Annotated in this window: 18 protein-coding genes; 5 read left to right on the top strand and 13 right to left on the bottom strand. The window is 63.9% G+C overall.

The genetic code is table 11. The features are described 5' to 3' along the window. Nucleotides 1-143: 143 nt before the first annotated feature. Nucleotides 144-1,664, bottom strand: a complete 1,521-nt coding sequence (locus tag NMB96_RS05860) for a S41 family peptidase (RefSeq protein WP_255086479.1) — start codon at nucleotides 1,662-1,664, stop codon at nucleotides 144-146. A gap of 327 nt (nucleotides 1,665-1,991) precedes the next feature. Then, nucleotides 1,992-3,299: a murein hydrolase activator EnvC family protein gene (locus NMB96_RS05855; protein ID WP_255086478.1), complete on the bottom strand. Its 1,308-nt coding sequence runs from the start codon at nucleotides 3,297-3,299 to the stop codon at nucleotides 1,992-1,994. A 97-nt stretch (nucleotides 3,300-3,396) separates the two neighbouring features. Here NMB96_RS05855 and NMB96_RS05850 point away from each other — a divergent pair, with 97 nt between their 5' ends. Continuing rightward, entirely contained in the window at nucleotides 3,397-4,053 is a 657-nt protein-coding gene (locus NMB96_RS05850) for a DUF4097 family beta strand repeat-containing protein (protein ID WP_255086477.1), read from the top strand. Nucleotides 4,054-4,111: 58 nt separating this feature from the next. Beyond that, entirely contained in the window at nucleotides 4,112-5,917 is a 1,806-nt protein-coding gene (locus tag NMB96_RS05845) for a M28 family metallopeptidase (RefSeq protein ID WP_023901947.1), read from the top strand. 207 nt (nucleotides 5,918-6,124) lie between these two features. Here the strand turns inward: NMB96_RS05845 and NMB96_RS05840 are convergent, their stop codons facing one another. Then, nucleotides 6,125-6,574, bottom strand: coding sequence for a PepSY domain-containing protein (locus NMB96_RS05840; protein WP_023901948.1), 450 nt, complete (start codon nucleotides 6,572-6,574; stop codon nucleotides 6,125-6,127). Nucleotides 6,575-6,756: 182 nt separating this feature from the next. Between NMB96_RS05840 and NMB96_RS05835 the strand changes: the two genes are divergently transcribed. Beyond that, nucleotides 6,757-7,737, top strand: coding sequence for an IS5 family transposase (locus NMB96_RS05835; protein WP_183086593.1), 981 nt, complete (start codon nucleotides 6,757-6,759; stop codon nucleotides 7,735-7,737). A gap of 290 nt (nucleotides 7,738-8,027) precedes the next feature. Here the strand turns inward: NMB96_RS05835 and NMB96_RS05830 are convergent, their stop codons facing one another. From NMB96_RS05830 to NMB96_RS05815, 4 genes are all read right to left on the bottom strand, one after another. Continuing rightward, nucleotides 8,028-9,086, bottom strand: a complete 1,059-nt coding sequence (locus tag NMB96_RS05830; protein WP_183086586.1) for a glycoside hydrolase family 5 protein — start codon at nucleotides 9,084-9,086, stop codon at nucleotides 8,028-8,030. Nucleotides 9,087-9,783: 697 nt separating this feature from the next. Beyond that, complete coding sequence (locus NMB96_RS05825; protein WP_255086476.1) at nucleotides 9,784-10,845, bottom strand: glycoside hydrolase family 5 protein; 1,062 nt, start codon at nucleotides 10,843-10,845, stop codon at nucleotides 9,784-9,786. A gap of 384 nt (nucleotides 10,846-11,229) precedes the next feature. After that, nucleotides 11,230-12,225, bottom strand: coding sequence for a glycoside hydrolase family 5 protein (locus tag NMB96_RS05820; RefSeq protein WP_255086936.1), 996 nt, complete (start codon nucleotides 12,223-12,225; stop codon nucleotides 11,230-11,232). Between the two features lie 698 nt (nucleotides 12,226-12,923). Continuing rightward, a complete protein-coding gene (locus NMB96_RS05815; RefSeq protein ID WP_255086475.1) occupies nucleotides 12,924-13,997 on the bottom strand; it encodes a glycoside hydrolase family 5 protein in 1,074 nt (357 codons plus the stop codon). Between the two features lie 303 nt (nucleotides 13,998-14,300). Here NMB96_RS05815 and NMB96_RS05810 point away from each other — a divergent pair, with 303 nt between their 5' ends. Next, entirely contained in the window at nucleotides 14,301-15,356 is a 1,056-nt protein-coding gene (locus NMB96_RS05810; RefSeq protein WP_006452229.1) for an NAD(P)-dependent alcohol dehydrogenase, read from the top strand. 167 nt (nucleotides 15,357-15,523) lie between these two features. Here the strand turns inward: NMB96_RS05810 and NMB96_RS05805 are convergent, their stop codons facing one another. From NMB96_RS05805 to NMB96_RS05790, 4 genes are all read right to left on the bottom strand, one after another. Beyond that, the gene (locus NMB96_RS05805) at nucleotides 15,524-16,621 is read right to left on the bottom strand and encodes an acyltransferase family protein (RefSeq protein ID WP_183086577.1); all 1,098 of its coding nucleotides are present in this window, start codon (nucleotides 16,619-16,621) and stop codon (nucleotides 15,524-15,526) included. 704 nt (nucleotides 16,622-17,325) lie between these two features. Continuing rightward, nucleotides 17,326-18,807, bottom strand: a complete 1,482-nt coding sequence (locus NMB96_RS05800) for an FAD-dependent oxidoreductase (RefSeq protein WP_255086474.1) — start codon at nucleotides 18,805-18,807, stop codon at nucleotides 17,326-17,328. 124 nt (nucleotides 18,808-18,931) lie between these two features. Beyond that, nucleotides 18,932-23,404, bottom strand: a complete 4,473-nt coding sequence (gene gltB / locus NMB96_RS05795; protein WP_255086473.1) for a glutamate synthase large subunit — start codon at nucleotides 23,402-23,404, stop codon at nucleotides 18,932-18,934. 202 nt (nucleotides 23,405-23,606) lie between these two features. Beyond that, on the bottom strand, nucleotides 23,607-23,987 hold the full coding sequence (locus tag NMB96_RS05790; protein WP_104550498.1) for an I78 family peptidase inhibitor: 381 nt from the start codon (nucleotides 23,985-23,987) through the stop codon (nucleotides 23,607-23,609). A gap of 58 nt (nucleotides 23,988-24,045) precedes the next feature. Here NMB96_RS05790 and NMB96_RS05785 point away from each other — a divergent pair, with 58 nt between their 5' ends. Beyond that, complete coding sequence (locus tag NMB96_RS05785; RefSeq protein ID WP_255086935.1) at nucleotides 24,046-25,374, top strand: DNA topoisomerase IB; 1,329 nt, start codon at nucleotides 24,046-24,048, stop codon at nucleotides 25,372-25,374. Here NMB96_RS05785 and NMB96_RS05780 read toward each other — a convergent pair. Both NMB96_RS05780 and NMB96_RS05775 read right to left on the bottom strand, forming a co-directional pair. Beyond that, a complete protein-coding gene (locus NMB96_RS05780) occupies nucleotides 25,349-25,528 on the bottom strand; it encodes a hypothetical protein (protein ID WP_023901962.1) in 180 nt (59 codons plus the stop codon). The genes NMB96_RS05785 and NMB96_RS05780 overlap by 26 nt on opposite strands. A gap of 6 nt (nucleotides 25,529-25,534) precedes the next feature. Further along, nucleotides 25,535-26,113, bottom strand: a complete 579-nt coding sequence (locus NMB96_RS05775; RefSeq protein ID WP_043910350.1) for a class I SAM-dependent methyltransferase — start codon at nucleotides 26,111-26,113, stop codon at nucleotides 25,535-25,537. Nucleotides 26,114-26,207 lie beyond the last annotated feature (94 nt).

Here is a 26,207-nt window from a genome sequence, read left to right as displayed (position 1 = left end):
GTTGCGTGACGTTACATCCGGTCAGCGCTACGGTTGACGGGTGATCGAGGTGTGCGGGTAGGTAGATGACGTTGCAGTGCCAGCGCACATTGATCGCGCCGAGTGCGCAGCGGGTGTAGCTCACCCGCTGCGCCGTGTCCGGATTACTTGACCGGTTCGGCCGGTTTGGGTTTTTCCGCAGGCGCGGTCGGTTCGGCTGGCGCCGCTGGCTTGGCTTTTTCAGCCGGTTCGGTGGGCTTGTCGGTGGCCTTGGGCTTGTCGCCGGTCGCCGGACGCGCTGCTGCCGGCTTGGGTTCGGCTGCTGTCTTGACGGCCTTGGCCTTCTGCGCTGCCTGTGCCTTGGCTTTGAGCGCTGCTTGGGCCTTGGCGGCCGAGCCGGGCTGCTTGAGTTCGGCCAATGCGGCGGCGATCGGGCCATCGCCCGGCAGTACGTCGCCAGCGCTATAGCCCTCTTCGCCCTCGGCATCGCCGCGCAGATGGCCGGGCAAGGTGGCTTCGCTGTAGTCGGTCAGGCTGGCCGGCAGGTCGGCATCGCCCGGTTGCTGTTCCGGGGTGAGCAGCACTTCCGGCACGATGCCGCTGGCCTGGATCGACTTGCCGCTGGGCGTGTAATAGCGCGCGGTGGTGAGCTTGACCGAGTCGCCGTTGTCCAGCGGCAGCACGGTCTGCACCGAGCCCTTGCCGAAGGTGCGGCTGCCGATGATGCGCGCGCGCTGGTTGTCGCGCAGCGCGCCGGCCAGCACTTCCGAGGCGCTGGCCGAGCCGGCGTCCACCAGCACGATGACCGGCACCCCGCCGAGCAGGTCGCCCGGGGTGGCGTCGAACTTGGCATCGCTGATCGAAATACGTCCACGGGTGCTGACGATGTTGCCCTTGTCGAGCAGATCGTCGGCGACCTGTACCGCGGCCGTCAGCAGGCCGCCCGGATTGCTGCGCAGATCCAGCACCAGGCCGCGCAACTTGCCGCCGGCCTGCAGTTGCTTGAGGTTCTTCTGGAAGTCGGCACCGGTGTCGGCCTGGAAGGTGCTGATGCGGATATAGCCATAGCCCGGTTCCAGCAGCTTGCTGCGCACGCTGGCCACGCGGATGGTCTCGCGCTGCAGGGTGACGTCGAACGGCTTGGGTGTCTTGTCGCGCACGATGGTCAGCACGACCTTGCTGCCGGATTCGCCGCGCAGCGGCTCCATCGCCTTGCTGGCGTCGATCGGCTTGCCGTCGATGGCCACGATCACATCGCCGGCGCGGATGCCGGCGCGCGCCGCCGGAGTGTCGTCGATCGGCGCGATCACCTTGAGCGTGTTGTCCTGTTGCTGCAGCAATTCCACGCCGATGCCGTCGTAGGCGCCAGTGGCCTGCTCATCGAAGGCCTCGGCGTCTTCCTTGTCGAAATAGGTGCTGTGCGGGTCCAGATCCGAGAGCAGGCCACGTACGGCGGCATGCATCAGCTTCTTGTCTTCGACTGGATCCACATACGCCTGCTTGACCGCGTTGTAGACCGCCACGAAACGACGGATCTCTTCCAGCGGCACCTTGGACACGGCGGCTTCATTGGCTTCCGGATCGTCCGCAGTGGCCTGGGCGGCGGCGGTGCCGGCCTTCTGTGCCCAACCGGGCGACGCGAACAAGGCCAGCGACAGGGCAACGGACAGGACAGCTACGCGCATGAAGCACTCCGGAAGAGAGAAGACGCCCCACAACGTGGCGCCGCCTGGATTATGCGCGAAGCAGCGATAAATCCGCGTTGAATTGCCGTTGCCTGCTGCAACTGCGCAGATGCATGCGCGGTGGCGTCGCTGTGCGGTGCGCATCGTGCTGGCGATGACGCGGCCAGACGCGCTGCCGGGCATTGGCACACTGCACCGGGAGCGCCCGCCCGATGGCTGCGCAAGCAGCTTGTCCCGGTTCCCTGAGTGGTCGCCTCAATGGTGGCTTCAACGCGCTGCACGTCTGGTCACTGGGACGCGGCAGCGCGCGACTCACCGCACCTGCACTCAGCGCCGCTGCAACCAGCTCGACGGATCCACCGGCTGCCCATTGCGACGCAGTTCGAAGTACAACGCCGGCACGCCCTGCCCGCCCGAGCTGCCGACCTTGGCCACCGCCTCGCCGCGCTTGATCGAGGCGCCGGCATCGCGCAACAGCGTGTCGTTGTGCGCGTACAGGCTCATGTAGCCGTTGCCGTGGTCCACGATCAGGATCATGCCGTAGCCAGTCATCCAGTCGGAGAACACCACCGTGCCATCGGCCACTGCGCTGACGGTGCTGCCCTTGGGCGCGCCGATCAGCACGCCCTTGCTGGTGTGGCCGTCCGGCAAGGTGGCGTTGAAGCGGGCCAGCAGGTTGCCCGACACCGGCCAGCTCAGCCCACCGACCTTGGGGGCCGGCGCGCTGGCGATGACCTTGGGCGGCGTCTTGCCCGGCCGGTCGGGGCGATCGGGACGATCGGTTTTAGCGCGCTTTGCCTGCGCGGCGGCTTCGGCTGCGGCGCGCTTGGCAGCCGCGCGTCGTTCGGCTTCGGCCTTGGCGGCGGCTGCGCGCAGATTGGCGAGCAGTTGTTCCAGCGATTTGGCGTCCTGGCCCAGGGCTTTTTCGCGTTCGGCGCGCTGTTTGTAGCGGTCGTCCAGCTGCGCAACGGTGACCGCCTGCTGCGAGCGATCCTTCTGCAGCGAAGAGGCCTGCGCTTTTTGCTGCGCACGCGCGCTATCCAGTGCCTGGCGCCGGCTGGCGATGTCCTGTTCTACCTTCGCCAAGGCCTCCAGCTGCGTGGTCAGCGCCTGGATGCGCTGCGCGCGCGCGTTCTGCACGTAGCGATGGTCGGCCAGCCGGCGCGTGGCATCGCCCACCGTGTCTTGCGACAACAGCACCTTCAACGGCGCGTTGCGGCCGAGCTGATCGGCGGCGCGCAATAACCCGGCCAGCTGCGCGCGCTGGGTCTGCAGGCCACGCTGCAACTGCGCGCGATCCTGCTGCAGTTTGCTCAGGTGCTGCTCCTGCTCGCGCATCGCCGATTCGGTTTCGCTCAATGCACGTGCGGTCTTGGCTACCTTTTCATCGGCCTGGCGCAGTTGCTGGGCGGCGGTGCCGCGCTTGCCTTCCAGTTCGCGCCGGTCGGCAGTGATGGTCTTCAATTCATCGCGCAGCTGCTGCAGTTTGCGCTCGGCCTCGCGCTGGCTTTGCGCGCTTGCACCGGCGCTGCCGAGCACTGTGCAAGCCAGCATGGCCGCCGCCAGCCACGCGCGTGAGCGGCCGGTGGCGGGGGCAAGCGGCAGGCGCGAGCGCGGTGCGGGCGAAGGGGGCAACGAACGGTCCAGTGACTTCAGGCAGGTGCGCGATTGTATCCAAGCATGGTGTGATCGCCGCCACGCCCCAGATAGCCGCCGCCGCGCGAGGTTCAGCATGAAGTCCCAGCATCTTCTCCTGATGGTGTCCCTTGTCTGCACGAGCGCCTGGGCCAACGAGGACATCAGCAAGGTCAATGGTCGCATCAGCGCCGAGGCCGGCCAATCCTATGGCGCCCTGGACACCGTCAACGGCTCCATCGAAATCGGTGCCGGTGCGCAAACCAAGAGCGTGGAAACCGTCAACGGCAGCATCCAGATCGGCGAGCGCGCGCGCACCGGTGGCGTCTCCACCGTCAATGGCGCGATCACGCTAGGCCAGAAAGTGGTGGTGTCCGGCGGGCTGGAAACGGTCAACGGCAGCATTCTGGTGGAGCGCGGCAGCCAGATCAGCGGCGGCGTGGAAACCGTCAACGGCAGCATCGGTCTGGTGGAAACCGAGCTCGGCAAGGGCATCGAGACCGTCAATGGCGATATCACCGTGGGGGTGGGCTCGCATGTGCATGGCGGGATCGAGGTCACCAAGCCCAATTTCAGTCTTTCGTTCAAGCCGTCGCGTAAGCCGCGGGTGGTGATCGGCCCCAATGCGGTGGTGGATGGGCAGCTGCAGTTCGAGCGCGAGGTCAGCCTGTATGTGCATCGCACCGCCAGGATCGGCGCAGTCACAGGCGCCACTGCGCGCAGTTTCGACAGCGACGTGGCGCCCAAGGACTGACGCGCTCACCACAGTCAGCGCCTAGAATCGGGGGACCTTCGCCGCACGAGGAGTCCCGATGCCCCGCAAGATCCTGTTGTGCCTGGCCGCGACGCTGGCCCTGGCCGGCTGCAAACGTGAGCCCGCCGACGCACCTGCCGCGCCCAGCGCGCAGACCCCGGCCGATACCGCACCCAGCGCACCGGTCAGCCGGCACGCGTTCTCACCGGAGATGACGACCGGCGACTTCGCCGAGCTGGTCAAGACACTGGCCTCGGACGATTTCGAAGGGCGCGGCCCGGGCACCGCGGGCGAAGAGAAGACCGTTACCTATATCCGCGACCAGATGCAGCGCATCGGGCTGCAGCCGGGCAATGGCGATAGCTGGTTCCAGGACGTGCCGATGGTGGAAACCACCGCCGATGCAGCCACCGCACCCAGTCTGCGCAGCGGCGATCAGACCCGCGCACTGGCCTTCGGCACCGACATCGTGGTGGGCACGCGCACCGGCCAGGCCGAGGTCAAGCTGGACAACAGCGAGCTGGTGTTCGTCGGCTACGGCGTGGATGCGCCCGAGCAACAGTGGAACGATTACGCCGGCCAGGACTGGAAAGGCAAGACGGTGGTGATGTTCGTCAACGACCCCGGCTTCCATACCAATGATGCCAAGTTGTTCGACGGCAAGCGCATGACGTACTACGGGCGTTGGACCTACAAGTTCGAAGAAGCCGCGCGCAAGGGTGCGGCTGCCGCGTTGATCGTGCACGACACGCCCGGCGCCAGCTACGGCTGGGATGTGGTGAAGAATTCCTGGGCCGGCCCGCAATACGACCTGCCGGCTAAGGACGACACCGACCCGCGCCTGCCGGTGCAGGGCTGGATCAGCGCCGAGACCGCCAAGCAGTTGTTCGCCAACGCCGGGCTGGACCTGGCGCAGGCCTACAAGGACGCCAGCAAGCGCGGCTTCAAGCCGGTGCCGTTGAAAGCCAGCTGGTCGGTGGACCTGAAGAGCACCATCGCCGAAAAGACCTCACGCAATGTGGTCGGCGTGCTGCCGGGCAGCAGCCACGCCGATGAGGCGGTGCTGTACATGGCGCATTGGGATCACCTGGGCAAGCATCCGGGCGAGAGCGGCGACAACATCTACAACGGCGCGGTGGACAACGCGACCGGCGTGGCCGGCATTCTGGAAATCGCCGATGCCTTCGCGCATCAGGATCCCAAGCCGGCGCGCTCGGTGGTGTTTGTGGCGGTGACGCTGGAAGAATCCGGTTTGCTCGGGTCCAAGTATTACGTGGCCAACCCGAGTTTCCCGCTGGACAAGATCGCCGCGGTGATCAACCTGGATGCGATGTCGGTGGCCGGGCGCGCGCGCGATGTCACCGTGGTGGGCATGGGCAGCTCGGAGCTGGAAGACATTCTCAAGCCGATCGCCGCGATGCAGGGCCGCACGCTGCACGCCGAGGCGACGCCGCAGAGCGGCTCGTATTTCCGCTCGGATCATTTCAACTTCGCCAAGGCCGGGGTGCCGGCGCTGTACGCCGATGGCGGCGAAGACCTGCGCGAGGGCGGCACCGCTGCCGGACGTGCAGCCGCCGAAGACTATGGGCGCAATCGCTACCATGCCCCTGGCGATCAGTACGATGCGGCCACCTGGAAACTCGATGGCACCCTCGAAGATCTGCAGGCCGTGTATGGCGTGGGCAAGGAAGTCGCCGCTGGCGAGCGTTGGCCCAACTGGTATGCCGGCAATCCATTCAAAGCCGCGCGCGACCGCATGATGGTCGGCAAGCCGGGTGTGAGTGCAGTAGCGGATCCGCAGGCACCTGCCTCTGCGGCTGATGGCAAACAGGCCGATGGCAAGCAGGTAGCGCCGGCGCGTTGAGTACACCGAGTGCGCGCATTGCCTCAAGCACGCATGTGTGGAGTCGTGTTGCGATCGATCGAGTTGCGGCACTGCGGGTGACAACAAGGCCTGCGCGCAGCTTGCGGTGTCAATAAACAGGGCCTCCAGTTGGAGGCCCTGTTCAGTGCTGCAGTGCTGCCCGGCAAACATGCTCAAACACCACCACGCGATTGCGTCGGTGATGGATCAGTCGTTGTCCGCGCTGACCACGTGCCCATCTTCCGGATCGATGTGCAGGTCGACCTTCTGCCCGCCACGTTGCTCGGCGTCTGCCTTCCACAGGCCGTCCTTGAACTTGAGGTCGTGCACGTTGGAATAGCCGTTGGTCGACAACGCCGCGCGGATATCGGCCTCGCTCAACTTGGAGGTGGTCTGGTCGCCGTACACGCGCCCGGTCACCGGGTCGATACGCACATCCACATCCTTGCCATCGCCGCTGCGCGCATCGGCGGTCCACACTCCGTGCTCGAACTTGACGTCGTGCACCTTGGTGTAACCCTTGCTGGTGAGCATGCTGGTGATTTCGGCGGACGTCAGCGCCTTGGCCGGCTTATCGGCAGCGGCCTGCGCAAATGCGCCATGCGATGCCAGCGCGAGTGCGCCGATCAGCGCGGTCTTCATCAATCGATGTGCCATGAGACTGCTCCTGCAGTGAAGTGTGCCCATGCTGGACGCGCTGTCATCGCCATCGGGTGAAAAAACCGACGTCGAGGTGGTACGAGTTCAGGCAGCTGAAATGCTCGCACCGGTCTTAAGGAACCTCTGAACAACGCACCACAGATACGCGACACTACCCGCCTGATGTTGAGGAGTGATCCATGCAACTGACGTTCGGTGACGCTGAGGGCCTGGGCAAGCGCAAGCAGACCCGGCGCGAGATCTTTCTGGCCGAGATGGAGCAGGTGGTTCCGTGGCAGCAACTGCTCGGTCTGATCGCGCCGCACTATCCGGTATCGGGCCGGCCAGGTCGGCAGCCGTACGCACTGGCGACGATGTTGCGGATTCATCTGCTGCAGCAGTGGTATGCGCTGAGCGATCCGGCGATGGAAGAAGCACTGCACGAGATCCCGACCTTGCGGCGGTTTGCCCAGCTCGGTGGCTTGGACAACGTTCCGGACGAGACCACGATTCTCAACTTTCGGCGCCTGCTGGAGACCCATGGCCTTGCCGCGCGGATGCTGGAAGCGGTCAACGCGCATCTGGCGCGCAAGGGCCAGAGCCTGCGGTCGGGCACGATCGTCGATGCGACGCTGATCGCGGCGCCCAGTTCGACCAAGAATGCCGACAACGCGCGCGACCCTGAGATGCATCAGACCAAGAAGGGCAATCAGTGGTATTTCGGGATGAAGGCGCACATCGGCGTGGATGAATTTTCCGGGTTGGTGCACCACGTCCATTGCACAGCCGCCAACGTCGCCGATGTCACGGTGATGCACACGTTGCTGCATGGCAAAGAAGACAGCGTGTTCGGCGATAGCGGCTACACCGGTGCGGACAAACGCGAAGAACTGCAGGCCTGCAAGGCTGCATTCTTCATCGCCGCCAGGCCCTCGACGATGCAAGCCCTCGGCAACAAACGCGAGCGTGCTCGGGAAAGACGTTGGGAACACTTCAAGGCCAGCGTGCGCGCGAAGGTGGAGCATCCATTCCGGGTGATCAAGCGCCAGTTCGGCTACACCAAGGTCCGCTATCGCGGCCTGGCCAAGAACACCGCGCAGGTGCTGACCTTGTTTGCGCTATCGAACCTGTGGATGAAGCGAAAGCAGTTACTGCCGACGATGGGGAACGTGCGCCTGTAACCCGGGCAACACCCTGCAAACGCGCCGGAAACGGCAAAAAAATCGAGGATCTGAGCGCCGTCAGCCTGGTCGATGTGGTTAGGCTCATCCTCCGATGCCGTTGATCAGACCATCCTTAATTCGCCTTGCACGTGATGTTTACCTTCCGCGGGAGGTAAACATCACGTGCAAGGTCGTCGATAACGCGATCGGGATGGTTGCGCTGCGATTCGCACAGGAGCCAGAACGATGCACAGCCCGGACGGACGCATAAAAATCGAGCCGCCTTGCGGCGGCTCGACCCGATTACATCAAGGTGTGACGCGTGTGATGCCCGCTGCCCACGGAGACAGGATCGACATCTGTGGCCGGTCGGTGCCGTCCTTGTTCGGCTGTAAGGTATACGCGTAGGAGCCCCACCAAGCGCCTGCGGCCCACCACGTCCAGCCCAACCAGACATCGTCGTTTCTCTGCATATACTTGAGCATGCCATACAGCGCACTATTACAGGTCTTATTGCTGGCACTGCCGAATTCGCCAAGGAAACCGCGCTTGTGATTGGCGCGTAGCCACTCGGTGAAGCTGCGCAAACGATCGGCACCGATGCTGGAATTGACGCACACGTTGGTCGTGCCGCTGGAATCTGCGTCCAGATACTGATGCACCTCGAACGCGTAGTTGTTGAGGGGATCGTAGATGGACGCCAGCGCGGTGGCATTGGAATAGCCATCGCTTGTGAGCGAGGACCAACTGTGCGCACCGGTCCAGAGAACGCCTGGGACCAGGATCAAATTGTTTGCACCGGTGGCGCGGATGGCGTCGATCGCCGCCTGCGCGCTACCGGCCCATCCGCTGGCAGATACGCCATTGGGCTCGTTCATCAGGCCGAAGATCACGGCATTGTCGTTGCGGAACACCAGCGCAAGACGCCGCCATAAATCGGCGAACGTGGCGTTTTGCACCTCGCTGCTACCGATCTTGTAGCCGTTGTATTTGGCGTAGTTGTGGATGTCCAACACCAGATACATGCCCGATGCCTTGGCGCGTGCCACCGCCTGTTGCACCAATGCCAGTTGCGCCGGATCCAATTCGCCGCGCGCACTCGGTTGCAGGCGCTCCCACAGGATGGGAAGACGGATGGTATTCATGCCTACACCTGCGAAATAGGTGTAATCGCTGGTTGCCGGATACATATAGTCCTTGTTGAGGATTCCCGGCTTTTTGGAAGACGCGAATTCTGCGCCTGAGAGATTGACGCCGGCGTATTTCAGTACCCGCGTTCTTGCGTGGGCGAGCGGCAACGTGCCGATCAGGAGGAACAGCAGGGCGCAACGAACAAGGTTGCGAAGCGAGTGAGAAACGGCGGACATAAAGCAACTCCTTAGACGACGGGGAAGATGCGTCACAGCACCCTTTGTGCTTGCGATCTGCGCGAAAATACGCCGCATCCGTCGTCTTTAATGCATCTGCCGTACCGAATTTCCGGTTGCATTAACTGCGAAGTAAATGTGTCGAATGGAGCGCAGTCACATATCGCACAGGTCACTTTTCGAATCAGCGCGTTATAACGTGGGCATGGAATATGCGGAAAAGCAGGCTTTTCAAGCCGCGACAGATGCATCGCTGTGTCGAAATACCATCGTATGGACGCGCTCGCTGTCAACGGTCCGGCGTCGGATCACTGACGTAACAATGCAGTAGCACGTGCAGCGAACGCATAAGCGTTTGCCGTCGTCGTCTATGTTTATCGCAGGCGTTTATTAACTAAGCGATGCGCTTTCCACGGTTGTGTGGCTGATGCGCCGGGCAGGACCATCCGGATGCATGCACGCGAGCTTGGCAGCAAGCTGCTGGGGCAACCAGCGCCGTAGCATTAGAGGATCACGCACCAACTGAAACACCGCCGTCCCCGGCGTCAGTCAGGTGGTGATGGCTTTTCAACTGCAATGAGGGTGTTGCACATGGATATCGAGTCCAAGCTGTGTGACCGCACGTTGCGATGACGCACACAAAAGAGCCGCCTTGCGGCGGCTCGATCGGATCATGGCGAGATCACATCACATCACATCAAGGGCTGAAGCGTGTCGCATGGGTCGCCTGTGGCGACAGGATCGACATCTGCGGCTTATCGGTTCCATCCTTGTTGGGATGCACGTTGTATTCGTAACTGATGTTCCACCATGAACCGGCAGCCCACCAGGTCCAGCCCAGCCAGACATCTGCATTGGTTTCCATATACCCGAGCATGCCCTGCAGCGCTGCATTGCAACCTGCGTTGTTGCCGGTGCCGAATTCGCCCAGGAAACCGCGTTTTTGATTAAGGCGCAACCACTCGGTGAAACTGCGTAGCCGATCGGCGCCGACGGTGGCACTGACGCAGACATTGCTGGTGCCGCTGGAATCGGCATCCAGGTACTGATGCACTTCGAACGCGTAGTGGTTGAGTGGGTCGTAGATGGAGGTCAGCGCGGTGGCGTTGGAATACCCATCGCTGGTGGGCGAGTACCAACTATGCGCGCCGGTCCATAACACGCCGGGGACCAGAATCAAATTGTTTGCACCGGTGGCCCGAATGCTGTCGATGCCTGCCTGTGCAGCGGCAGCCCAGCCACCTGCCGATACCCCATTGGGCTCGTTCATCAGCCCGAAAATCACCGCGTCATCGTTCTTGAACACCAGCGCAAGACGGCGCCACAAATCGCTGAAGGTCGCAATCGGCACTTCAGGAGTGCCTATTTTATAACCGTAGTATTTGGCATAGTTGTGGATATCCAGCACCAGATACATGCCCGATGCCTTGGCGCGAGCCACGGCCTGCTGCACCAATGCCAATTGCGCCGGATCCAGTTCGCCACGTGCGCTGGGTTGCAGGCGCTCCCACAAAATGGGCAGGCGGATCGTATTCATGCCAACGCCGGCGAAATAGGTGTAATCGCTGGCAGGTGCGTACATATAGTCTTTGTTGAGGACTCCCGGCTTTTTCGACGATGCAAACTCGGCACCGGAAAGATTGACTCCGGCGTAGGTGAGTGCGCGTGTCTGCGCATGAACCTGCGGCAAGACGCCAAGCAGGACGAGAAGCAGTGCACAGCAAACAACGCTGCGCAGCGAGCAGGAAACAGAAGACATAAAGCAACTCCTTGAACGACGGGGACGATGCGTCGCAGCCGGTTGCGTGCGATTTGCGCCAAGTGCGCTGCATCGGTAGGACTTAATGCATTGGCTGTGCCCGATCGCGCAGCACACTGAGCGTTAAGTAAATGTGCGAGCTCACTCCCAGTCACAATTCGCTGGGGTCACATTCCGCACCAGCACGCTGTAACGCGCGGCAGAAAAAAGCGGCCGCGCACGCTTCGGCACACGGTCAGCGCGGACGGTGTGCTGTCGAAAGAACGTCGTATGGATGCGTCTGCTGCCAACTGCATGACGCCGATTCATTGGCGCCGTCACGGTTGCGCCTGCATGCTCAGCGCATGCGAGGCGTGGTTTGCAGACGAATGCGAGGTGTCGCTGTTAGCGGGCGATACGCTGCGCGCGGGCGCTCAGGATCGTCATCTGTGGCTTGTCGCGTCCCTGCGCATCGGGCTGCACGTTGAATGGATAGGTCCGGTTCCACCATGCCCCGGCCGCCCACCAGGTCCAGCCGATCCACACATCGCTGTTGGTTTCCATGTACACCAACATGTTGTTGAGTGCGCTGTTGCAGGTCGCGTTGTTGCCAGTGCCAAATTCGCCCAGAAATCCACGTTTGTGATTCAGGCGTAGCCACTGGGTAAAACTGCGCAGGCGTTCGGCACCGACGGTGCTGCTGACGCAACCGGCGCTGGTACCGCTGGAGTCGGTATCCAGATATTGATGCACTTCGATGGCGTAGCGATTGAGCGGGTCGCGAATGGATGCCAGTGCCACGGCATTGGATTGCCCGGCAACGGTGGAATACCAACTGTGCGCGCCGCTCCACAACGCACCGGGAACCAGAATCAGATTGTTGGCGCCGGTTTTGCGGATGGTGTCGATCGAGGCTTGTGCCGCGGTGGCCCAGGATTGCGGATTGATGTCATAAGGCTCATTCATCAGCCCGAAGATCACCGCGTTGTCGTTCTTGAAGGCGATCGCCAGACGGCGCCACAAATCGGTAAAGGTGCTGATCGGCACGCGGCTGCTGCCGATCTTGTTGCCGTAGTACTTGGCGTAGTTGTGCACATCCAGAATCAGATAGACCTTGGCGGCCTTTGCATTGGCGACTGCCTGGCGGATCAGTGCCAATTGCGCCGCATCCAGTTCACCGCCAGCCTTGGGTTGCAGGCGCTCCCACAGGATGGGTAATCGAATGGTGTTCATGTGTTTGCCGGCGAAGTAGCGGTAATCGCTGGCGGCCGGATACAGGTAGTCGACGTTGAGCACGCCGGGTTTTTGCGAGGATTTGATTTCTGCGCCAGAGAGATTGACGCCGGCATACTTCAGGCGATTGCCGCTCTGTGCATGTGCAAGCGGCATGATGACAAGCAGCAGCAATGAGAACGCGCAGCTAAGCAGCCGGCGTGTCCGGGGGGGAGAGGGCAACATGGGTGACTCCTGAAGCATTCGCGGGGGGAGATGCATCGCACTGGCGTGGACCTGCCACGTGCATGACGACAATGCAACGCCTACACCCTAGGCGCATCCGTACATTCAAACTACGAATGCGAGATATCACTTAATTGGAGCTGTGAGCGACTTGGCACTTATTGCTAAACATACACGTGCTTTGATGTGGTAAAGCGGCGTCGCGCGATCGTCATCGCCGCACACAGGTCGCACTCTGCGCGGCAGCACTGCATCGACTGCTGCGCATTCGAGATGGAGTGACGTTGCAGGTTGTCTTGCGGTTACAACACTGCACATCGATGCAGTGGCGTGCCTTGCATCAACGCAGATCGCAATTGCACGTATAAAACTCACCTGGTGCGCGAACGGGACGTCGGCACTTGCGATGTATTGCACGTGAGGTTTGTGTGCTGCGTCGTGATTGCGGCAACACTCCATCACTGCGGATCCTGCAAGACGCGTCGCGCGATTGCGGGGCCACCGCAATCGCGCGTAGCGCTGTGCTGCCAGCGCCCGCACACCCGATGCTTCGGCATAGCGCATGTCATATATGCATGACAAAAAAAACGGTGGCCGCAGCATCTTGCTGCGACCACCGCATTCGAACAGACCAGCGTGTGTTACTTGGTGGCGCGGCGTGCGTACTTGCTCAGGATGGAGATCTGCGGCTTGTCGCTGCCATCCTTGCCCGGCTGCACGGTGAAGAAGTACTCCGGCTTCCACCATGCACCGGCGGCCCACCAGGTCCAGCCCAGCCACACGTCGCTGTTCTTTTCCATGTAGGTCAGCATGCCTTCCAGCGCCTGGTCGCAGACCGGATTGTTGGCAGTGCCGAATTCGCCCAGAAAGCCTTTCTGCTTGTTCTCGCGCAGCCATGCGGTGAAGCCGCGTAATTTCTCTTCGCCAACCGTGGCGCTGGTGCAGACCGGCTTGGTGCCGCTGTAGTCGCTGTCCAGATATTGATGCGCTTCGAAGGCCAGGTTGTTGCCCGGGTCCTTGACGATCTCCAGCGCCTTGGCATTGGAACCGCCATAGTTGGCGCTGCGCCAGCTGTGCGCGCCGCTGTAGGCGGTGCCCGGCACCAGGATCAGGTTCTTGGCGCCGGTCTTGCGGATCGCGTTGATTGCGCCTTGCGCCGCTGCAGCCCAGTCGGTTGCGGAAATCCCGTTGGGCTCATTCATCAGCCCGAAGATCACCGACGAGTCGTCCTTGAATTCCAGCGCCAGCCGGCGCCACAGATCCGCCACTGCGGCGGCGGGCACATCGCTGGTGCCGATGCGCTTGCCGTTGTACTTGGCGTAGTTGTGCACATCCAGGATCAGGTATTGCTTGTTGGCCTTGGCCGCCGCCACCGATTTCTTCAGTAGCGCCAATTGCGCCGGATCCAGATCGCCGCTGAGCTGTGGTTGCAGGCGTTCCCACAGGAACGGCAAGCGGATCGTATTCATGCCTTTGCCGGCGAAATAACTGAAATCCGACGCGGCCGGATAGGTGTAGTCCTTGTACAAGGTGCCCGGCTTCTTGCGCGAGTTGAACTCGGCGCCGGAGAGATTGACACCGACATATTTCAGGCTGGCAGATTCTTTTTTCGCAGCGGCGGGCTCTTTTGCCTGCGCCAACGGCATTGCGGCGAGCAAGGTCAGTGCGAGTGCGGCACTGCGTAACGAGGGGAAATGTGCGGGAGAGCGAAACATGAAGCCTCCTTCGGCATCGACGTGAGTGGCCGCAGGGGGAGGGCACGGCCAGCAGGGATGGTGCAGGGCAGGATGGTGGTTGGTCAGCGTAGAAGCTTTGGCGTTAGTGCGCCATTCACGCCTACTGCAGCGATTTGATCGTGCAAACGCCTGCAAGGCGCACTTCGCCGCTGCGGTGGCGTTCGCAACCCGACAGGCAAGACGCACTGTCGCAGGAGTGCGACAGGCGCCTGTTTTAAGCTAGAGGCTGCTTACTTTTGTCTCCTGCACCATCGCGGGGGACGTGACGCCCGGAGCCCCCTCATGAGCAAAGCTCACGCTTACGCCGCCCAGACCGCCGATCAACCACTTGCACCGTTCGTGTTCGAACGGCGCGCACCAGGCCCCGACGATGTACAGATCGACATCGCCTATTGCGGTGTGTGTCACTCGGATCTGCATACCGCACGCAACGAATGGCACAACACGCTGTACCCGTCGGTGCCCGGCCACGAGATCGTCGGCCGTGTGACGGCGGTGGGCGATGCGGTCACTGGCTTCAAGGTCGGCGACCTGGCCGGTGTCGGCTGCATGGTCGACAGCTGTCGCAGCTGCGCGTCCTGCCAGGAAGGCGAAGAACAGTATTGCGAGCAGGGCTTTACCGGCACCTATAACGGGCCGATGTTTGGCGGCGAGAACACTTACGGCGGTTACTCGGACCACATCGTGGTCGATCAGAAATACGTGCTGCGCATCTCGCACAGCGACAACCTGGCCGCCGTGGCGCCGCTGCTGTGCGCCGGCATCACCACTTATTCGCCGCTGGCGCATTGGAAGGTCGGTCCCGGCCAGAAGGTGGGTGTGGTGGGCCTGGGTGGCCTGGGCCACATGGCAGTGAAGATCGCCAAGGCGATGGGCGCCACTGTGGTGTTGTTCACCACCTCCGAGAGCAAGCGCGCCGATGCGTTGCGTCTGGGTGCCAGCGAAGTGGTGATCTCCAAGGACGAGGCGCAGATGGCCGCGCAAGCCAACACACTGGACTTCATCCTCAACACCGTGGCCGCGCCGCACAACCTGGACCCGTTCCTGGCTGCGCTCAAGCGCGACGGGGCGATGGTGCTGGTGGGTGTGCCCGAGCATTCGCACCCTTCGCCGAGCGTGTTCAATCTGATCATGAAGCGCCGCACGCTGGCCGGTTCGTTGATCGGCGGCATCCGCCAGACCCAGGAAATGCTGGATTTCTGCGCCAAGCACAACATCGTCTCGGACATCGAAACGATTCGCGCCGACCAGATCAACGAGGCCTACGAGCGCATGCTCAAGAGCGACGTGAAGTATCGCTTCGTGATCGATATGGCCACGCTGGACAAGGCGGCCTGATCGCTCAGCGCGCCCGGCAATCGATGCAGCCCTGCAACAGGGCTGCACATCAGGTGCCTGCACCAACGACTGCAGCGTGGACCCGGCAGTGACCGCGTCCACGCTGCTGCCGGATGACACCGGCCACCGGCTGCAGGTATCGCCGGACTGCGATTCGATTAACCAGGTCAGGCGCCCTGCGCGGCGGCCACTCTGCCGTCCTGCGCCGGATAGGGCGACACCAGCGGCGTCGCGGGGCGCGCCAGCATGGGTGCGGAGAACAGCAGGTTCAGCGCGGGCAGGCGGCCCGGCGTGCGCAGCAGGCACAGCAGGGTCGGCGCCAGTACGCCGGTGCCCAACAAGGCGAAGAACAGCAGCGACCCATCGTGGATCCAGCGCGGCAGCAGATAGGCCAGCACGATGAACGGCGGGAAGTGGGTCAGATAGAACACCACCGAGTTGCGGCCCACATAGCGGATCGCCTGCGCGGCCGGTTGCTGGTTTGCCCAGATTGCAGCAGCGATCACCAGCGGCAGCGCGATCACCACCAGCGGCAGGTAGCCGATCCAGATACCGTGCAGCGCGGTGAGATTGGCGATCAGCACGATCGCGCACAGGCTCAGGCACGACAGTGGCCAGATCCAGCGCGGTGCCTGCTGCAGTAGTGCCGGCACGCGACCGGCCAGCAGCGTGCCGATGTAGAAGAACGCGAAGTAATAGAACGGGTCGGCCCCCTGGCGCAGCAATGGGCCCAGGCACACCGAGCCCAGCAGGGTCGCTGCCAGCACCAACGGGGCCGGCAGCCGACGCAGCAATGGGATCACTGCAAGAAACACGAACAGGTAGAACAGAAACCAGGTCAGTGCCACGTTGCCGACCGCGATCCTGCCCAGGTCCAGCCAGGCAATGGGTTCGGCCTTGGCCAGCACCGAGCCTGCCTCGCGCAACCCGAAGATCAGCAGCGACCAGATCAGATAGGGATACAACACGTGCCGCAGCTTGCCGCTGAAGTAGGTCGCGATCCCCTTGTCCAGCCCACGCGCCACGAACAAGCCCGAGAGCAGGAACATCAGCTGCATGCGCAATGGGGCCAGCGAGCGGTTGATACGCTCGATCGACAGCATCAGCGTGCTGCTTTCTCCGGCTGCCCCGCTGCGTAGCTCGGGATAGGCGTCGAAAGCGAAGCCATAGGCGTGCAGGACGATCACCATCAGTACGCTGGCACCGCGCAGCCAGTCCACCCAATCATCGCGTTTATGGTTGCCGGTAATGGTTTGGTACGTCATGAGGTTGCTCCTTTGGTGGGGCCCACGGCTTTGCCGCCGCGGTGTGCGACGACACGAATCAGGTCTGGATTCCACGGCGGTGTTGTCCACGCGTGGGAGGAGGCGGATACCGTCGTTGCCGAGGACATCCGGGTAAGCGCAGAGCGTTCCGCGTGTCAGTGAGGGTGGCTGGGCTGCGTGATGCGGGGACGGCTTATATGTGACTTAGATCACACTTGTTTGGCGGGTGCAATCGTCGAGGCTGCAGATAGATGCAGACCTGTGTGTGCGCTGATGGCAAGGTCATGCGTGGGTGCGGGCGCCTTGCACGATCGATGGCCGCTTGAGTTTGCAGTTGCCGGGATGCGGTGAAGCGCGTGCTCAGCGATAGGCGGCGTTGCGGTGTTGCGTTGTGGTCTACGCGCGCTGCCAGCGTCAGCCTGATCGGCGGCAGGACAAATCACCGCACGCAGCAGCAAACGCTGCACGATCGCTTGAGCGAAGTGCCGATCGCGAAAGACAGGGGGATTGGTCGTGGAGCGTTCCGGGTCGGGCGAGGCGCGACCTTGCGGAATGCGATGCCCGTTGCATGTCGCCGTGGATGCATTGCATTGCGGTGCGTCACGCGGGCGTAGCCGCTCACGCAGGCGTGCGGGTTGCCCGCACGCGAGCCTGCACGCGAGCCCGCACCAATGGTGGGCGCATCGCCCACCGCTGGCAATTACTCAGGCCGCAGCGGGTTCCTTGACCTGCGCCTTGACGCCGAGCAGCTGCACGATGCTACCCGCCGCATCGCGGCCTTCGGCCACAGCCGTCACCACCAGGTCGGCACCGCGCACGCAGTCGCCACCGGCGAACAGGCGTGGGTTGCTGGTCTGGTAGGGCAGGCGGCCGTTGTCGTCGGCAGGGGCGACGATACGGCCGTTGCTGCCGGCTTCCACGCCTTGCGAGGCCAGCCAGTCCGGTACGGTCGGCGAGAAGCCGAAGGCGATGATCACCACGTCCGCTTCCAGCAGCGATTCGCTGCCTTCCACCGGTACTGCATTGCGACGGCCGCTGGCATCGGGCTCACCGAGCTTGGTCTCCACCACGGTGACGCCAATGGCTTCGTCGTCGGCGCCGGATTCGATCGACAGCGGCTGACGGTTGAACAGGAAGCGCACGCCTTCCTCGCGCGCGTTGGCCACTTCGCGTGCCGAGCCCGGCATGCTGGCCTCGTCGCGCCGGTACGCGCAGGTGACCTTGGCCGCACCCAGGCGGATGGCGCTGCGCACGCAGTCCATGCCGGTGTCACCGCCGCCCAGCACCACCACGCGCTTGCCGTTGAGATCGGGCAGTGCCATCTGGTCTTCCCAGCCGGCGATCGGCCGGCCGTGCGGGTCGTTGCCGCTGACGATGCGGCTGTTCTGCACCAGGAACGGCAGCGCCGGCAGCACGTTCTTCAGATCCTGGCCGGGCAGCCCGCCATCGGTGTAGCGGTAGGCACCGGTGCCCAGGAAGACCGCGTCGAATTCGCCCAGCAGCTGCTCGATGCTGACGTCGCGGCCGACTTCCACGCCCAGGCGGAACTGCACGCCCATGCCTTCGAGGATTTCGCGGCGCTTGCCGATCACCGACTTGTCCAGCTTGAAGCTGGGAATGCCGAACTGCAGCAGGCCGCCGATCTGCTCGTAGCGGTCGTAGACCACCGCTTCGATGCCGGCGCGCACCAGCCGGTCCGCACACGACAGGCCGGCCGGGCCGGCGCCGATCACCGCCACCCGCCAGCCGGTTGGCTGCACGTTGCCCAGGTCCGGGCGCCAGCCCATCTTGAAGGCGGTATCGACGATGTATTTTTCCACTGCACCGATAGTGACCGCGCCGAACTCCTCCAGCGTGCAGCTGCCTTCGCACAAGCGGTCCTGCGGACACACCCGCCCGCACACTTCCGGCAGCGGGTTGGTGGAATGGCACAGCGCGGCGGCTTCTTCGATGCGGTTTTCCTGCACCAGCTGCAGCCACTGCGGGATCGCGTTGTGCACCGGGCACTTCCAGCTGCAATACGGATTGCCGCAGTCCAGGCAGCGGCCGGACTGATACTGCGCGTCGGCCTTGTCGAACTTGCCGTACAGCTCGCCCCAGTCACCGGACGTACGCAGCTCCACCGGAATGCGCGTGGGCATGGTCCGGGGCAGGTCGAGGAATTGGAAGGCTTGCTTGCGGCTCATAAGAAAATCCGTGGCTGATTCCCTTCTCCCACCGGGAGAAGGTGCCCCGAAGGGGCGGATGAGGGTACGGAGCGTCAGCGCCCGCATCCCCAAACCCTCTCCCGTTGCAGGGAGAGGGAAGCACTCAGGCGGCGCGCCGCAGCGACTCGGTCAGCGACTCGATACTGGCGGCCTTGGGTTTGACCAGCCAGAACTTGCCGATGTAGTCGCGGAACTCGTCCAGGATCTGCTGCGCCCAGATGCTGCCGGTCAGCTCGCGGTGGCGGCTGATCAGGGTATGCAGATGCTGGCGATGGTTCTCGAAGCCTTCGGCGGAGACGCGGTGGATGTCGATCAGCTCGTGGTTGTAGCGATCCACGAAGTCGCGTTCGATATCCAGCACGTAGGCCAGGCCGCCGGTGAAGCCGGCGCCGAAGTTCAGGCCCACTTTGCCCAGCACCAGCACCACGCCATCGGTCATGTATTCGCAGCAGTGGTCGCCTGCGCCTTCCACCACCGCCAGTGCGCCGGAGTTGCGCACCGCAAAGCGCTCGCCCGCGCGGCCGGCCGCGAACAGTTCGCCGCCGGTGGCGCCGTACAGGCAGGTGTTGCCCACGATCGGCGTGCTGCGGGCTTCGAAGCGCGCGCCGCGTGGCGGACGCACCACCAGCCGGCCGCCGGCCATGCCCTTGCCGACGTAGTCGTTGGCTTCGCCCTCCAATTCCAGCTGCAGGCCACCGGCGTTGAACGCGCCGAAGCTCTGCCCGGCAGTGCCGCGGAAGCGCAGGTTCAACGGCGCATCGCTCATGCCGTGGTTGCCGTGCGCGCGCGCGATGGCGCCGGACAGGCGTGCACCGATCGAGCGGTCGGTGTTGTGGATCAGGAAGCGATGGTCGCCGCCGGTCTTGTTGGCGATCGCATTGACCAGCAGGCCGTCCATCTGCGTGGCCAGGCTGTCCGGCGACTCGTACAGGCGCTGGGCCGCGCAATGGCTGCCGTCGTACTGCGCATGCGTGAGCAGGCGCGAGAGATCGACCTTGACCCCGGCGCGTGGCGAGACCTCCAGCTGTTCGAGCAGGTCGGTGCGGCCGACGATCTCGTCCAGCGAGCGCACGCCCAGGTACGACAGCCACTGGCGCACTTCTTCGGCCAGCAGGCGGAAGAAATGCTCCACGCGCTCCGGCAAGCCGGTGAAGTAGTTCGCACGCAGGCGCTCGTCCTGGGTGGCCACGCCGGTGGCGCAGTTGTTGAGGTGGCAGATGCGCAGGTACTTGCAGCCCAGCACGATCATCGGCGCAGTACCGAAGCCGAAACTGTCGGCGCCCAGCAACGCGGCCTTGACCACGTCCAGGCCGGTCTTCAGGCCGCCATCGGTCTGCAGGATGGTGCGGTCGCGCAGGTCGTTGGCCACCAGCGCCTGGTGCGACTCGGCCACGCCCAGTTCCCACGGCACGCCGGCGTAACGGATTGAGCTGATCGGGCTGGCGCCGGTACCGCCGTCGTGGCCGGACACGGTGATCAGATCGGCGCCGGCCTTGACCACGCCGGCGGCAATGGTGCCGACGCCGGCATGCGCGACCAGCTTCACCGACACCAGCGCGGTCGGGTTGACCTGCTTGAGGTCGTAGATCAGCTGAGCCAAGTCTTCGATCGAATAGATATCGTGATGCGGCGGCGGCGAGATCAGGCCGATGCCGGGCTTGGCGTAACGCAGCCGGGCGATCAGTTCGTTGACCTTGTGGCCGGGCAGCTGACCGCCTTCGCCGGGCTTGGCGCCCTGGGCGACCTTGATCTGCAGCACCTCGGCATTGACCAGGTATTCCGGGGTCACGCCGAAGCGGCCGGAGGCCACCTGCTTGATCTTGGAGCGCTTCTCGGTGCCGTAGCGGGCCGGGTCTTCGCCGCCTTCGCCGGAGTTGCTGCGCCCGCCCAGGCGGTTCATCGCAATGGCCAGTGCTTCGTGCGCCTCGGGCGACAACGCGCCCAGGCTGATCGCGGCGGTGTCGAAGCGACGCAGCACATCGGCCGCCGGGGCAACCTCGTCCAGCGGGGTCGGGGTCTCGGCACGCTTGAGCTGGACCAGGTCGCGCAGCGTGGAGGCCGGGCGCGAATGCACCGCATCCACGTACTTCTGCCAGTCGCCGGCATCGCCGGTGCGGGTGGCGCGCTGCAGCGTCATGACCACGTCGGGGTTGTACATGTGGTACTCGCCGCCGTGCACGTACTTGAGCAGGCCGCCCACTTCCGGCTTGAGCTGGTCGTTCCAGGCGCGCGCGGTGAGCTCGCGCGCCTCGGTGTCCAGCCGCGCCAGATTGACGCCGCCGATGCGTGCGGGCGTCTCGGCAAAGCACAGCTCCACCACGTCCGGGTCCAGCCCCACGATCTCGAACAACTGCGCGCCGCGATAACTGGCGATGGTGCAGATGCCCATCTTCGAAATGATCTTCGACAGGCCCTTGTAGATGCCCTTGCGATAGCGGCGGCCGATCTGCGACTGCTCGCCGCCCTTGCTCAGCTGCAGGATGCCGCGCCGGCCCAGGTCGAACAGCGTCTGGTAGGCCAGATACGGATACACCGCAGTGGCGCCGAAGCCGAGCAGGCAGGCCATGTGGTGCGGGTCGCGCGCGGTGCCGGTTTCGATGATCAGGTTGGCGTCGCAGCGCAGGCCCACCTTGCACAGGTGGTGATGCACCGCGCCGGTGGCCAGCAGCGCATGCGCCATCGGCCGGTCCGGCACCGGGTAGCGGTCGGACAGCAGCAGCATCACCGCACCGGCGCGCGCGGCGGCCTCGGCTTCCTGGCAGATGCGTTCCAGCCCCGCCTTGAGGCCTTCTTCCACGCTATAGGACAGGTCGATCAGACGATTGCGCTCGACGTACTGCTCCATCTTCAACAACTGGCGCAGCTTGCGTTGGCTGAGCACCGGCGAGTTGAGGATGACGTGGTTCACCGTCTCCGCGCCGGCATGGAAGATGTTGGTCTCCTTGCCGAGCTGGGTGGTGAGAGACATCGCGATGCCTTCGCGCAGCGGGTCGATCGGCGGGTTGGTGACCTGCGCGAAGGCCTGGCGGAAGTAGTCGTACAGCGGCCGGGTCTGGCGGCTGAGCACCGCCATCGGGGTGTCGTCGCCCATCGAGCCGGTGGCTTCCTGCTCGGTCTCGGCCAGCGGGCGCAGGATCTGCTCCACTTCCTCGGTGCTGAGCTGGAACAGCTTGTGGTAGCTGCGCAGGGTCTGCTCGCTGAAGGGTTCTTCCACCAGCGAGGGGTCGATCAGCTCGGTCTGCAGATAGGTCACGCCCTGCTGCAGCCACTGCTTGTACGGCGCGCGCGCACGGTTGATGCGGTCGATGGCATCCGAGTCCAGCAGGTCGCCGCGCTTGAGATCGATCGCCATCATCTCGCCCGGGCCCAGCTTGCCCTTGCGGGTGATGCGCTCGGCCGGCAATTCCCACACGCCGGCCTCGGAGGCCACAAGGAAATGACGGTCGGAGGTCAGCATCCAGCGGGCCGGGCGTAGCCCGTTGCGATCGAGCATGCACGCCGCATAACGGCTGTCGCAGGCCACGATGCCGGCCGGGCCGTCCCACGGTTCGGTGTTCAAACCGTAGAACTCGTAGAACGCGGCCAGATCGGCGTCCTTGAACTCCAGCGATTGGGTCGCCGGCGGCACCAGGATGCGCAGTGCCTGCAGCAGGTCCATACCACCGGCGACCAGCAGCTCGAGCATGTTGTCCAGGCTCTGCGAATCGGAGCCATGCATGGAGATCACCGGGTCGAACTCGGCGATATCGAAGCGCGGGGTCTGCCACACCTTGCTGCGCGCCTGCGCCCAGCGGCGGTTGCCTTCGATGGTGTTGATTTCGCCGTTATGCGCGAGCAGCCGGAACGGATGCGCCAGCGGCCAGCGCGGCAGCGTGTTGGTGGAAAAACGCTGGTGAAAGACAATTGCGCTGGAGGACAGATCGCTGCGCTGCAGGTCCGGATAGAACGTACTCAGCTTGTCCGGCAGCACCATGCCCTTGTAGCTGATGCCATTGGGCGACAAGGTGGTGACGTAGAAATTGTCTACCTCGCGCAACGCCTGCTCGGTGCGCCGGCGCGCCAGGAACAGCGCCAGGGTGAAGCCGTCTTCGGTCTGCTCCGCGCCTGCATCGACGAATAACTGCTCGATACGCGGCAAGGTGTCGCGCGCCAGCTGCCCGCACACGCTGTCGTCGGTGGGCACCACGCGCCAACCGCGGAAGTGCACGCCGGCGGTATGCAACTGGGTTTCCAGTTCGGCACGACATCGCGCGGCATCGGCCTCGTCCAGCGGCAGGAACACCACACCGGCCGCGTAACGCGTGCCCAGCGTAATGCCGGCGTCGCGCGCCAGCCCGCGCAGGAACGCATCGGGTTTGCGGATCAGCAAGCCGCAGCCATCGCCGGTGAGCCCGTCGGCGGCCACGCCGCCACGGTGGGTCATGCGCGAGAGCGCCGCAATCGCGGTGTCTACCAGCGAGCGGGAAGGTTGGTCGTCCAACTGGGCGACCATGCCAAAACCACAGGCGTCGCGTTCGTCGCGCGCGCTGTTGTAGAGACCGTAGTCGTTGAGCCCTTGGCGAGTGCGGGGGGCCATGTCTGCCTCTTTGCGATCTGGGAGAGCGGCGACGACGTTGCAGCGCTCGATCCGTGGAGCGTTTCGAAGAGGTCACCGGATGATCGACTAGACCACAGTTGATGCGGTGCCGCAATACACCGTTACAGCTGCAACGAGGGCGGCTGCAAGGCCCTGTGCCAGCTGGCTTGGCGCCCGTTCGCCAACAGGCGCCAGGCGGTGCTCAGCCGCAGCGCACCGAGGCAATCAGGTTCTTGGCATCCACTTCGAGATTGAGCCGTTCGCCGTTGAACTCCATGGTGACCATCTGCCCGGGTTTGAGCACGCGCACCGACTTGGCGCCGGCATCGCTGCGGGCCTGTTCGCTCACTGCATCGGTCAAGGCCTGGCCGACCAGCGACTGCACCTGGGTGGCATCGCAGCTGCCAATAGGCGGGGCCTCGGGAGCGGCGGCCGGTGCGGGGGCTGCGGCTTGTTCGGCCGCTTGCTGCGCCTTGGCGGTGACGGCTTCCTGCTCGTCCGGTTGCGGCGAGCCGCAGGCACTCAAGGCCGCCAGCACGACCAAGGAACAGGCCAGGCGGGCGGTAGGCAGGACAGAGCGCATCGATGACTCCAGCACAGTGGGGGAGGCCCAAGCATAAGCAGAAAATCTGCTGACGGGCATCGCTTGCGCACATGGCGTTGTCGCAGCGTTGACGCTGCCTAGTCCTGCCCGGCTCAACAATCGGCGCCTGTCCTTCGATCCGTGCGCAATGAAAGCCAAACGTGTTCTTCGCAATGCCGCAGCCACCGCCAGTGCTGCCGGCAAGCTGGCCACCGTGGCCGCCAGTGCCGCCACTGCGGTGGCCGCCACGGCCGCGGCGGCGAGCGTGGCAGCGGTCGCGCAGGCCAAGGCCACCGCGACCGCTGCCGGGCTCACCTATGTCAACGATCAACAGCCCGGCATCAGCCGCCGCAAGGCCGGCAAGAGCTTCAGTTACCGCAGTGCCGACGGGCAGCGCGTGGCCGATGCCGATACCTTGCAGCGCATCCGCGCACTGGCCATTCCGCCGGCGTATACCGAGGTGTGGATCTGCGCCAAGCCCAACGGCCATCTGCAGGCGACCGGCCGCGATGCGCGCCGGCGCAAGCAATACCGCTATCACGCCGAGTGGGCGCAGGTGCGTGGCGAAGGCAAGTTCGAACGGGTGATCGCCTTCGGCCAGGCCTTGCCCAAATTACGCCGCCGGCTGCGCCGCGATCTGGTACTGCCGGGATTTCCGCGCGAGAAGGTGCTGGCAATCGTGGTGGCGTTGTTGGCCGACACCCTGGTGCGTGTGGGCAACGCCGAATATGCACGCAGCAATCGTTCCTATGGCCTCACCACCTTGCGCAACCGGCATATGGAATTTCTACGCGGCGGACGTGCGCGGCTGAAGTTCCGCGGCAAGAGCGGCCAGGATCACGAGATCGAAGTGGACGACAAGCAGCTGGTCAAACTGATCCGGGAATGCCAGCAATTGCCTGGCCAATCGCTGTTTCAGTACCGCGACGACGACGGCCAGCTGCAGCCGGTGGATTCGGGTGAGGTCAACGACTATCTGCGCGAGGCGATGGGCGAGGATTTCACCGCCAAGGATTTCCGCACCTGGGGCGGTACGCTGGCCGCACTGCAACGTCTGGCACGGTTGCCGTTACCTGAGCGCATGAGCGAACGCGCGCTGACCCAGGTGCAGAACGATGTCATCCGCGAAGTGGCCGATGCGCTGGGCAACACGCCCTCGGTGTGCCGCAAGGCCTATATCGACCCCTGCGTGTTCGAAGGCTGGCGCGCCGGCGAACTGCAGGCCATGGCCACCGGCGTGCGCGGCGAGCGCCAATGGGAAGCGGCCACGCTGCGCTTTTTGACCGACTCGCGCAGCAAGCAAGGCAAGGCGGCCAAGACGACCAAAGCCACCAAGGCCACTAAGGCCACCAAGACGAAGCTCAGCCGCAGCAAAAAATCTGCGTGATGCTGTTGTTCGGCGAGATATCGCTGGTGAGGTGATCGGTAGCCCGGTCTGCGTCACGCCTATGTCTGTCTGCTTGTAGATTTTTATCTGCAGCGTCCAGCACGCCCGCAATGCCACAGCTCACGACAAGCGCGAGCAGATCGTTGGCCTGCATCGTGTTTTACCTTGTGTAGGTGCGACGCTGGATGCGATAGGTCGTTGCAGGCGGAACGTTCCGATATGTGCGCCCGATCCTGACGGCCTCCAGATCGAGCGCATCGAGAATATGCGCCGGCACCGAGCATTTGAATCCATAGGTAAACAGATACAGCCGCCCGCCAGGCTTCAGCTGCAGGAAGGCGCCGCGCAGAATCGCAGCCACCTGGTGTGCCGGCATGTTCAACAGGCCGAGGCCGCAGACCACGGCATCGACGTACGCGCCATCGATGCGAGGCAGCGATTCAAGATCGCAGACATCCATCTGCAGCAAGCTTGCGCGCGGGAAGCGCTGCGTGAGCAACGCAGAAAAGGTGGCGTTGTACTCGAGCAGAACGAGGTTCTTCTCCTGCACGCCTTTGTCGATCATCGCCTGGGTAAACACACCGGTCCCCGGCCCGAGTTCGAGAACCCGACCGGTACGCGCCGACAGCTCGGATGTGATGATGGAGGCGAGGGCGCGTCCGGAGGGGAGTATCGCTGCAACGGAGCAGGGTGCGGTGATCCATTCGCGAAAAAACGACGTCATATACGAACGTGCCATCTATCCTCACAACGTTGAAAGAGTTCGGCCAAGCTGCATCTGCACGCACCACTGCAGGATGCGCGATGGTGCAAAAACAAGGCTAAAGCAAGAG

The sequence above is a fragment of the Xanthomonas hortorum genome (genome assembly GCF_024339125.1).
GTDB lineage: Bacteria > Pseudomonadota > Gammaproteobacteria > Xanthomonadales > Xanthomonadaceae > Xanthomonas > Xanthomonas hortorum.
The sequence above is the reverse complement of the archived record's forward strand: the minus strand, read 5'-3'. Positions and strand labels throughout refer to the sequence as shown.

What these genes read in the sequence shown, in the direction of transcription:
- NMB96_RS05835 (WP_183086593.1), top strand. Translation starts at nt 6,757, where the DNA reads ATGCAACTGACGTTCGGTGACGCTGAGGGCCTGGGCAAGCGCAAGCAG.
- NMB96_RS05850 (WP_255086477.1), top strand. Translation starts at nt 3,397, where the DNA reads ATGAAGTCCCAGCATCTTCTCCTGATGGTGTCCCTTGTCTGCACGAGC.
- NMB96_RS05860 (WP_255086479.1), bottom strand. Translation starts at nt 1,664, where the DNA reads ATGCGCGTAGCTGTCCTGTCCGTTGCCCTGTCGCTGGCCTTGTTCGCG.
- NMB96_RS05840 (WP_023901948.1), bottom strand. Translation starts at nt 6,574, where the DNA reads ATGGCACATCGATTGATGAAGACCGCGCTGATCGGCGCACTCGCGCTG.
- gltB (WP_255086473.1), bottom strand. Translation starts at nt 23,404, where the DNA reads ATGGCCCCCCGCACTCGCCAAGGGCTCAACGACTACGGTCTCTACAAC.
- NMB96_RS05790 (WP_104550498.1), bottom strand. Translation starts at nt 23,987, where the DNA reads ATGCGCTCTGTCCTGCCTACCGCCCGCCTGGCCTGTTCCTTGGTCGTG.
- NMB96_RS05810 (WP_006452229.1), top strand. Translation starts at nt 14,301, where the DNA reads ATGAGCAAAGCTCACGCTTACGCCGCCCAGACCGCCGATCAACCACTT.
- NMB96_RS05775 (WP_043910350.1), bottom strand. Translation starts at nt 26,113, where the DNA reads ATGGCACGTTCGTATATGACGTCGTTTTTTCGCGAATGGATCACCGCA.
- NMB96_RS05815 (WP_255086475.1), bottom strand. Translation starts at nt 13,997, where the DNA reads ATGTTTCGCTCTCCCGCACATTTCCCCTCGTTACGCAGTGCCGCACTC.
- NMB96_RS05805 (WP_183086577.1), bottom strand. Translation starts at nt 16,621, where the DNA reads ATGACGTACCAAACCATTACCGGCAACCATAAACGCGATGATTGGGTG.
- NMB96_RS05780 (WP_023901962.1), bottom strand. Translation starts at nt 25,528, where the DNA reads ATGCAGGCCAACGATCTGCTCGCGCTTGTCGTGAGCTGTGGCATTGCG.
- NMB96_RS05825 (WP_255086476.1), bottom strand. Translation starts at nt 10,845, where the DNA reads ATGTCTTCTGTTTCCTGCTCGCTGCGCAGCGTTGTTTGCTGTGCACTG.
- NMB96_RS05845 (WP_023901947.1), top strand. Translation starts at nt 4,112, where the DNA reads ATGCCCCGCAAGATCCTGTTGTGCCTGGCCGCGACGCTGGCCCTGGCC.
- NMB96_RS05830 (WP_183086586.1), bottom strand. Translation starts at nt 9,086, where the DNA reads ATGTCCGCCGTTTCTCACTCGCTTCGCAACCTTGTTCGTTGCGCCCTG.
- NMB96_RS05800 (WP_255086474.1), bottom strand. Translation starts at nt 18,807, where the DNA reads ATGAGCCGCAAGCAAGCCTTCCAATTCCTCGACCTGCCCCGGACCATG.